This is a genomic window from Candidatus Korarchaeota archaeon NZ13-K (assembly GCA_003344655.1).
In the GTDB taxonomy this organism is placed as follows: Archaea; Korarchaeota; Korarchaeia; order Korarchaeales; family Korarchaeaceae; genus Korarchaeum.
The window spans coordinates 1-7187 of sequence record MAIU01000059.1; the positions used below are offsets into that span (position 1 = coordinate 1).

The window sequence follows — 7187 nt, forward strand, 5'->3', positions numbered from 1 at the left end:
GGCCGGTATCAGGTCGGGGTCGTGCTGTCCATCAGCGTCCAAGGTCACCGCTATGCTCACGTTCATCTCCAGGGCCTTCTTGAAGAGGGTGAGCAGGGCCGCACCGTAACCCATGTTCCTCTCATGCCTGATGACGTAGGCTCCTAAGCTTCTAGCCACCTCACCCGTCAGGTCCGTTGAACCATCATCGCAAACTATAACCAGGTCGACGTGCCTCCTGGCCTTCAGTATGACCGGGGCTATCTTAGCCTCCTCATTGTAAGCCGGTATGAGGGCCGCCCTCATCGGGAACCGCTCGGGGGACAAAGATATAATGGCTTCCCCTCGCGGGGTCGGGGATGGAAGGGGTCCGCCCGCTCATCGCACCCTGGAAGCCGGCGGGGATCCAAGTGGATGCTAGAATCTGTGTAAGTGAGGGGGATTCAGCTGGATGGGGCTCGAGGCGACCGGATCGCTCTCAACTCCTCCCCAGTATGGGCAGGACTCCTAGCCCCTCGCATCTCCTCAGATGCTCAGCGAACTCTGCGTTCTCAAGGGCGAGGACCTCGGAAGAATCCCTCATCCCTAGCGGGCGATAATCCACCTGTTGAACCTGAATCGTTCCTCATCGCCTCCAATTCTCCTCCACTGCCTGCTCTCGAGCTTCAAGAAGTCATTGAAGTCCTCTCTGGGCTTCCTAAGTTCCTCAATTATCTCGCTCAGGTCGAGAACTCAGGCCAGGCATGCCGGAGCTACTCATCTGGGCGTGCGAAGTCTGCTTGATCGCTCAGCTGGCATGCGTTACCATGAAACATTCGGCGGGCTCCACTCAGACCGGATCGTCCCGAGTCTCATAGTAGCTCAGGGGCATATGGCCTCCCGATCGACGACCAAGGGACGCACCGCATTACTTCTCTCCGATGGGCAGAGTGAGGATGGAGGGGGAGGTCAGGTGCCCCTTATCCTATCAATGAGATCCCTCAGCTCCCTTATCCTTCTTCTCCTCTCCTCCAATGCCGCCTCCCTCCTCCTTATCTGGGACTCCGCCTCGCTCCTCTTGATCTCCTTAACCTCCACCCTGGCCCTTATCCTCCTGATCTCAGCTTCTATCTCCCCGGCCTCCCTCTCCAGCTTCCCCACCCTCTCCTGAAGGCTGGGTAGCATGCTCTCAAGAGCTGACTGCACCCTCCTGAGGCCGGAGGCGTACTCCTCCCTGAGCTCCCTGTACTCGCTCTCCCCCATCCTCCCCTTCCTAGCCTCCAGCTCCCTCAGGAGCTTGTAGTACCTGTCCCTCTCAGCAAGCAGGTCGTTGACGTGGTAGACCTCCCTCCTCCTCACCCTCCTGAGGGCTAGCTTGAGCAATGCGTAGATCAGTCCAGCGGCTATGAGGAGGGAGAGCAGGAGGAAAGACATTGAGAGCCAGCTGTGGAGTAAGTAGACCCGCATTCTCGTGGAGGTCGTTCCCCCGATCGTCTCGACGATCACCTCCACATCGAAGTCGCCGGCGAAGGGTATGAGGGGTACCTCCACGACCCTCTCGATCACCCTCTGACCCCCAGCGATCACCCTCTCCGGCCTGTCGAACGGGAAGGAGTACTCCCCCAAGTAGAGGGATATGGGGATCCCTGAGAGATTCCTGGAGGTGATCCTCAGCCTTATGCCAGTAACATCTATGTCCCTCGTTCCCATGTTCCTGACTGTGAGGGACAGCCTCTCCCTCTCTCCGGGTTTCGTCGATATGGAGCTGGGCGAGATCGTCGCGGAGAGCGTCTGAGCGAGGCCCTCACGGACGGACATACTTAAGAGTAGGAGTGCGATTGAGAGTAAAAGGAGAATCCTCCTCATGCGATTTCGCTGCAGCCGTTTAATTTAAAGGATGCGCTGATCGCGGGGATCCTCACATACCCTGTGTGCACATCGTTCAAATTCTGTCGAATGAAAATACGAGTGCAAACGAAACATTTATATCGTTTTCTGGGCATCTCACGATATGCCTAGGACGAGCCTCTTCGGTAGGGACCTGCTCACCTGCCAGGATCTGAGCAGGGATGAGATTTGGCTGATCTTCGAGACCACGAAGGAGATGAAACACGCTTACTACCGCGGCGAGAGGCCCAGGCTCCTCGAGGGCAAGAACCTCGGCATGATATTCGAGGAGCCATCCACTAGGACCAGGGTGTCCTTCGAGGTGGCCATGAGTCAGCTGGGAGGCCACGCCCTCTACCTGAGGCCGGGAGAGCTCCACCTAGGGGTGAGGGAGACGATAGCGGACACCGCCAGGGTCCTGAGCAGGTACCTGGATGGGATAATGGCGAGGCTGCTCAAGCACGAGACCCTGGAGGAGCTGGCGAGACACGCCACTATACCGGTGATAAACGGCCTCACGGACTGGTTCCACCCGGTTCAGGCCCTGACGGACGTTTACACGATGTGGGAGAAGTTCGGGGACCTGAGGAGAATAAAGGTGAGCTTCTTCGGTGACGCCACCAACGTGGCGAACTCCCTTCTCGTGCTAACCTCGAGGCTGGGGATGAACTTCACCTTCTGCGGTCCCAGGAAGTACTGGCCGAAGGAGAGGGTGATGAGGATGGTGGAGGAGAACGCGGCGGAGACGGGGGCAAACGTTGAGATAACGGAGGACATAGAAAAAGCGATAAAGGACGCTAACGTTGTTTACACGGATCTCTGGTGGTGGGTAGGACAGGAGCATGAGGCCGAGGAGAGGAAGGTGGCCTTCCAGCCTTATCAGGTCAACGCTAACCTGATGAGGAGGGCCGCGAAGAACGCCGTCTTCATGCACTGCCTGCCAGCGGCGAGGGGGATGGAGGTGACGGACGAGGTCATAGACGGGCCATGGAGCATAGTGTGGGATCAGGCTGAGAACAGGCTGCACGTGGAGAAGGCCATCCTGGTGCTACTCATGGGCGGGTGATCTCATGGCCAGTGAGGTCAGGTTCAAGAGGGTGCTCAGGTACTGGGACCTCTTCCTTTTCAACGTCTGCGCCATAGTGGTGCTCGATACAGTCGCCTCATCCGCCGCCATAGGCATGCAGACCTTCTTCTGGTGGTTCCTGACGCTCTTCCTCTTCTTCATACCCTACGGCCTGATAACGGCGGAACTCGGCTCTGCCTGGCCTAGTGAGGGTGGGATCTACGTCTGGGTCAAGGAGGCCTTCGGTGAGAGGTGGGCCGTCATGACCTCCTGGCTCTACTGGGTCAACGTGGCCATATGGATGCCATCTGTCTACGTCCTTTTCAGCGGCACCCTGGCTAAGGTGTTCGCCCCGGATCTTGACATCTGGGGCCAGACGGCCGTGGCCATAGTGATGACCTGGATCACCGTGATAGCTGGCATACTGGAGCTGGGGAAGTCCAAGTGGATCCCGAACGTGGGGGCTGTGGTGAAGGCCGTGGTCCTGCTGGGCGTGGGAGTCCTGGGGATTTACTGGACCATCACCAAAGGCTTCGCCAATCCTTTCTCGGCGCAGGACCTGCTTCCCTCCTGGAGCGTCGCCCTAGCTTACTTGCCGGTGGTCGTCTATAATTACATGGGCTTCGAGCTGGCCAGCTCGGCCGGTGAGGAGATGATGGACCCGAAGAGGGATGTCCCGAGGGCCATAATATTCGCTGGTGCAGCGATATTCCTTCTCTACGTTATAGGAACATTCGGCCTGCTCGCGATACTTCCCCTGGAGAAACTGAGCATAGTTACGGGAATAATAGACTCGGTAATCGCCATGGCCGAGACCCTGGGGCCCGCGGGCCAGGCGCTCACCCTGATATTCGGCATCCTCATACTCTACACGTTCCTCGCCAACATGGTGACCTGGACACTGGGAGCCAACAGGGTTCTCGCATCAACGGCGGCCGAGGGGCTCCTCCCGAGGTCCCTGGGCCACCTGCACAGCAAGTACCTCTCCCCGGATTACGCTTACTACCTGACGGGCATCATAAGCACGGTGCTGCTCATAGGGAATGCGATACCAGCGGAAACCGTTGCCAGCATATTCTGGACTCTGTTCGCCCTATCCAGCCTGATATTCCTGCTCCCATACCTGCTGCTCTTCCCGGCCTTCCTGAAGCTCAGGTACTCGAGGCCGGACGTGCAGAGGCCCTACACCCTGCCAGGGGGTAAGCCTGTGGCCTGGCTGTCCGCTATACTCGGGGAGTTCTTCATAGCGATAGCCTGCCTGTTCTTCTTCATGCCGCCCGAGGAGATAACTGATGTGGTGCTCTACGAGGCGGAGCTCATAGGGGGGACCTTGATCGTCATCCTAGTCGGCTACCTGCTTTACTCCTGGAGCAGGAGGAGGGGAGGATGAGGGCCTCTCAGCCGGCGGAGTGGGAAAGGGCGAGGGTCGTCCTCCTCTGCCAACCGGCCATTGAGACCCTCTTCGCCATACTGGAGACGAACTCAGCCAACTTCCTCTATCCCTTCGATCTCAAGAAGGCCATAGAGGAGCACAGGAACTTCAGGAGGAAGCTGGAGGAGTTCGGGGCCGAGGTATATGACTTAAGGGAGATGCTCATTCGAAGGTGCGTCCATGATGTTGACGAGGGGAACGTGAGGAGGTTGAGGGAGTTCGCCCTCAAGAGCGTGAGGTACGCGTTCCAGGGGATATCGGAGGAGGACAGGGACCTCCTGCTCTCCAACCTCAGGAGGACGATAGAGACCCTAAGCCCGGAGGTCCTGGCCGACGTGATAATACTCAGACCCGTGATAAACATAAGCTATAACCCAAGGGCCCTGGATCCGACGACCAGATTCCTCTCATCTTACTGCCTGGAGCCGGCCAACAACCTCTACTTCATGAGGGACGGCATGCTAACCACCAAGGAGGGCGCGGTGATAGGGAACTTCACTCTGGACGTTAGGAAGGTTGAGAACGACATAGTGGAGCTTGCCCTGAGGCAGATGGGGATAGAGCCCATTTACAGGGTCAGGGAGCCGGGGCACGCCGAGGGAGGGGACTTCATGCCGGCCGGGGACTTCGCGCTCCAGGGAGTGGGTCTCCTGACGGACGAGGAGGGGGCCAGGCAGATGCTGGAGAGAGGGGTCTACGGTGACGTGGAGGTGGGACTTGTCAGGGATCCGAACCCGGGGATGGAGGAGATGCACCTGGACACGTACTTCAACTTCCTCGGAAGGAACCTGGCTCTCCTCAGCGAGGACAGGATGCTGGAGGGTAGGGAGCCCATAGTTGAGGTGTTCGAGCCCGTCCCGGAGGAGAGGATTAGCTACAGGAGGAAGGGGGAGCTCAGCCTGAGGAGGTACCTGGAGGAGAAGGGGTTCGAGATATTCCCGATAACCGTCGAGGAGCAGAGGAACTTCGCGCCCAACTTCCTCCTGCTGGAGGATAGGAGGATCATAGGAGTGGCCCAGGCGGGCGAGTCCTTCGCCGAGAGGCTGAGGCAATGGAACGTCAAGGCGGAACTCCTGGACTTCTCGGCCCTCACGGGAGGGTACGGGGGGCCTCACTGCATGAGTCAGGTTATACTGAGGGGGTGAGGCTGGGGCTCATCGTACCTCGAAGGGGAAGTCCTCAACTATCTCCGTCTCTATCTTTGGCATATCGTTGAACTCGGTGTGGAAGTTGTAGGCGCCCGCGTTGAGGAAGATCACCTTGTCACCTGGCCTGAGCTCCCTGTCAAGGTAAACGGAGTACCTGAAGATGTCCAGCGAGTCGGGGGATCGCCCCTTCAGCAGATACCTGTATCCTCCTCCCTCCGTCTCACCGAGCACGGGGAGCCTTATGTTCAGGAGGTAGGTGTCCATGTAGGCGTTGAATATGGAGCAGTCAAGTATGACGTTGCCCTCGTAGACGTTCAGGACCTCCGCCTCGAGCGCGACCGAGGGGGCAGCTATGAACCTGCCGGGCTCCATCATGAGCCTGACCCCCCTGTCCCTGAGATGAGACCTGAGCTCATCTATCTCCCTGAAGATCGTGCTGAGATCGGGCCTGGAGTTGGCATAGCTGACCGGTATTCCTCCCCCTATGTTAACCCAATCTATGAATTCCAAGGAATCCCCCAGGGCCTCGGAGATGTCCTCGAGGAGGCTCCACTCCCCGACGTTCTGGGTCTTCCTGTGGAGGTGGACGCCGAGCTGATCGATGAGCGGGCTACCCCTCAGCTCCCTCAGGAGCTCCCTGGCCCTCCTCCAGTCTATTCCGTAGACGAAGTGCTTGCCCGTGTATATGGTGTGCTCCCTCATCTTTATCCTGACCAGGAGGTTTATCCTCTCATCGCAGGAGGAGATGAGCTTTCTCATCTCCGGTTCGTTGTCCACAACGAACCACCTCACCCCTGAGCTGATGAGGGAGGATATCTCGCTTTCCCTCTCCCCCTGCAGGTAGTATATCACCCTCTCGGCCTCCCCTATCCTGGCCATCGATCCCAGGGAGCTCACCCCGACCATGGCATCGGTCTCCTTCAGCACCTCCCAGAGCACGGGGTTCGTCTTGTAGCTGTAAGCTAGGACGTCGCAGTGCTCCCTGGCTATCATGTACTGCCTCAGCGCGACCCTCCTGCTGAGTATGAACCTGGCCAATCAGCCCACCTCCAGGAGCCCCCTGTCGGCCAGCTCCTCCATCGCGTAGAAAGCAACTAGCGGGAAGAGTATCGTGGCATCCCCTATGACCGTGACGGAGTCCGAGTCGTCCTTTATCTTCCCCCAGCTCTTGGCCTCCGATGTCGTCGCGCCGCTCATGCTCCCCGAGAACTGTGTGGAGGTGGTTATGTATATGGCGTAGTCCGCGCCCCCGCTGAGGAGCGTCATTAGGATCGCGTGGTGCTTCGAGACCCCTCCCCCCAGGACTATCACGCCCTTCCTGTCCTCCTGGCTCAGGCTCAGGATCATCCTCCCGAAGTCGCCGACAACGTCTATGCTGAAGTCCGGATGCCTCTCCCTCGCCATGAACAGGTGAAAGCCCAGGGCTCCGTCCGTTATGGCCGGGCAGAAGACGGGGACATCCCTCCTGGCTGCCTGATGTAGGAAGGAGTTCTCATCATCAAGCCTCAGCCCTATCTCCCTTAGGAACTCTGAGACCGTCAGGCTCCTCCTGTGAGGATATATCTCCTCCATCAGGCGGGTGATGAAGGCCTCGAACCTGGCGTAGCTGTCGTTGCTTATCAGTATGTTGCCCACCCTGTTCATCCCCATCTCGTGGAGCTCGACGTCATCGGCCAGGAAGCGGTGTATGTAGAAC

Annotated in this window: 7 protein-coding genes; 3 read left to right on the plus strand and 4 right to left on the minus strand. The window is 58.5% G+C overall.

What is annotated here, in order from left to right; genetic code table 11:
- Positions 1–285, minus strand: a 285-nt coding sequence (locus BA066_05955) for a glycosyltransferase family 2 protein (GenBank protein ID RDD53142.1), incomplete at its 3' end; no start/stop codon positions are given.
- Between the two features lie 642 nt (positions 286–927).
- Positions 928–1824 (minus strand): hypothetical protein, encoded by an 897-nt coding sequence (locus BA066_05960; GenBank protein RDD53143.1) that lies wholly within the window; start codon positions 1822–1824, stop codon positions 928–930.
- 145 nt (positions 1825–1969) lie between these two features.
- Here BA066_05960 and argF point away from each other — a divergent pair, with 145 nt between their 5' ends.
- Genes argF through BA066_05975 form a run of 3 tightly spaced genes read left to right on the plus strand, consistent with a single transcriptional unit; the run spans position 1970 to position 5488 of the window.
- A complete protein-coding gene (argF, locus tag BA066_05965; protein RDD53144.1) occupies positions 1970–2911 on the plus strand; it encodes an ornithine carbamoyltransferase in 942 nt (313 codons plus the stop codon).
- A gap of 4 nt (positions 2912–2915) precedes the next feature.
- Positions 2916–4301, plus strand: a complete 1386-nt coding sequence (locus BA066_05970) for an APC family permease (protein RDD53145.1) — start codon at positions 2916–2918, stop codon at positions 4299–4301.
- Positions 4298–5488, plus strand: coding sequence for a hypothetical protein (locus tag BA066_05975; protein RDD53146.1), 1191 nt, complete (start codon positions 4298–4300; stop codon positions 5486–5488). Before BA066_05970 ends, BA066_05975 begins: the two co-directional genes overlap by 4 nt.
- Positions 5489–5497: 9 nt before the next feature.
- On the opposite strand, the gene BA066_05980 is transcribed toward BA066_05975, so the two are convergent.
- Both BA066_05980 and BA066_05985 read right to left on the minus strand, forming a co-directional pair.
- Positions 5498–6529, minus strand: coding sequence for a decarboxylase (locus tag BA066_05980; protein RDD53147.1), 1032 nt, complete (start codon positions 6527–6529; stop codon positions 5498–5500).
- Positions 6530–7187 (minus strand): deoxyhypusine synthase (locus tag BA066_05985; GenBank protein RDD53148.1); only part of this gene is annotated, 658 nt, incomplete at its 5' end.